The organism is Chitinimonas sp. BJB300, assembly GCF_002735695.1.
Lineage (GTDB): Bacteria > Pseudomonadota > Gammaproteobacteria > Burkholderiales > Chitinimonadaceae > Chitinimonas.
In genome coordinates this window covers 1-1,435 of record NZ_PDZH01000301.1, presented here as the reverse complement: position 1 = coordinate 1,435, position 1,435 = coordinate 1, and the positions used below count along the sequence as shown (strand labels likewise).

At 49.8% G+C, this 1,435-nt stretch carries 3 protein-coding genes and 1 pseudogene; 3 read left to right on the top strand and 1 reads right to left on the bottom strand.

Annotated elements, in window-relative coordinates; all coding sequences use genetic code 11:
* A pseudogene (locus tag CSQ89_RS21500) lies at nucleotides 1-266 on the top strand (IS701 family transposase); the annotation flags it as partial.
* 2 nt (nucleotides 267-268) lie between these two features.
* Here the strand turns inward: CSQ89_RS21500 and CSQ89_RS22745 are convergent.
* Entirely contained in the window at nucleotides 269-442 is a 174-nt protein-coding gene (locus CSQ89_RS22745) for a hypothetical protein (protein ID WP_158229091.1), read from the bottom strand.
* Nucleotides 443-719: 277 nt separating this feature from the next.
* Between CSQ89_RS22745 and CSQ89_RS21495 the strand changes: the two genes are divergently transcribed.
* Both CSQ89_RS21495 and CSQ89_RS21490 read left to right on the top strand, forming a co-directional pair.
* Nucleotides 720-998, top strand: a complete 279-nt coding sequence (locus tag CSQ89_RS21495) for a type II toxin-antitoxin system RelE/ParE family toxin (protein WP_099407986.1) — start codon at nucleotides 720-722, stop codon at nucleotides 996-998.
* A 12-nt stretch (nucleotides 999-1,010) separates the two neighbouring features.
* On the top strand, nucleotides 1,011-1,304 hold the full coding sequence (locus tag CSQ89_RS21490; protein ID WP_099407985.1) for a HigA family addiction module antitoxin: 294 nt from the start codon (nucleotides 1,011-1,013) through the stop codon (nucleotides 1,302-1,304).
* The last annotated feature ends 131 nt before the right edge of the window (nucleotides 1,305-1,435 follow it).

Below are 1,435 nucleotides of genomic sequence, written 5' to 3'. Positions count from 1 at the left end.
CGATCACCACGACCTATAAAAAACGGTGGGCCGTGGAGGTCTTTCACAAGTCACTCAAGTCCAATGCCAGTCTGGCCAAGTCGCCTACGCGTACAGTTCGCACCCAAAGCAACCATGTGTTCATGACGATTTGCGCAGCCTTCAAACTTGAATGCCTGAGCATCAAGACGCAGAAGAACCCATTCGCACTTTGCCGCAAGTTACTGATCAACGCCTCCCGCGCGGCTTATGATCAGTTACAGCTGCTTCTCGCAGCTACTGCGTAACATCAGTTATTACTATTGGTAGGCAGGCTTTCTGTTGAAATATCTTCAATATTTGGATTTGGCTTAGCATTGTGTATGCATTCTTTAATCATTTCTTTAGTAATTCTATTTTCTGAAGTCATGAAAACCCCCTGAGAAATTTTGAATCGTGCGTGTCTCTGTTGTAGTACCGCCATGACTTGCCATCCAAGCTACCCAGCCAGCCTCGCCAACACCGTTTCCTTTAATCGCTCCAAATCCTCGGCACTCAGCCCCAACAAAGGCCACGCTATATAGTCCCTTCCGGCCCGCCGCGCTTCACTTTGTCGCGCAAGCAGTAATGGTGGACCCGTGCCACCCATTGCGCACGCCCCGCGAATGTCATGCTTGCCTCGTCCCCCTTCGGTCCCAAATTAGTCTACCATTGCGATATGCACGCTTGCCGTTAGTAACGCAATGCGTTAGTATTCTTTCATGATCCAAACGTTCAAGTGCTCTGACACCGAGGCTCTTTTCCAAGGACGGCGAGTTGCCAGATTTGCGAATATCGAGACCGTCGCCATGCGGAAGTTGGCAATGTTAAATCGTGTCGTGCGAGTGGATGAATTGCGCATTCCTCCAAATAATCGATTGGAGAAATTGCACGGGGACCGGGTTGGTACGTACAGCATCCGAATTAACGACCAATTCCGCATTTGTTTCAGCTTCGACAATGGGTCTGCGTTCGAAGTAGAGATTGTCGACTATCACTAAGGAGTGACGACTATGACACGCGAAATTCCTTATCCGACTCCTGGCGAAATTCTGCGTGAAGAATTTTTGCTACCTATGGATATCACGGCCTATAAGCTGGCTCACGCTATTGGCGTACCTCAGCAACGGATTGGAGAAATCCTCAGAGGTGAGCGTTCTGTAACTGTCGATACCGGTTTGAGGCTGTCCCGTTATTTTGGGATGAACGATAACTTCTGGACTGGCTTGCAGGTCGATTACGACACCGCCGTAGCGCGAGAAAACTTAGCGGAAGTGCTAGACCATATCGTACCGCTAGCCGCCTGAAATCGGATGTAAGCAATGGGATGGACCCCTCCTCACCTAAGCGGCATCTAGGTGCCAGACTGGTAGTTCCGACCACCAGTCAACGGTAAAGAGGAGTCCACCATGAAGAGTATTCGAGTTGGCGTCGATTT

Excerpts from the sequence above, each read along its gene's own strand:
- CSQ89_RS21495 (WP_099407986.1), top strand. The coding sequence starts at position 720 with ATGATCCAAACGTTCAAGTGCTCTGACACCGAGGCTCTTTTCCAAGGA.
- CSQ89_RS22745 (WP_158229091.1), bottom strand. The coding sequence starts at position 442 with ATGGCGGTACTACAACAGAGACACGCACGATTCAAAATTTCTCAGGGG.
- CSQ89_RS21490 (WP_099407985.1), top strand. The coding sequence starts at position 1,011 with ATGACACGCGAAATTCCTTATCCGACTCCTGGCGAAATTCTGCGTGAA.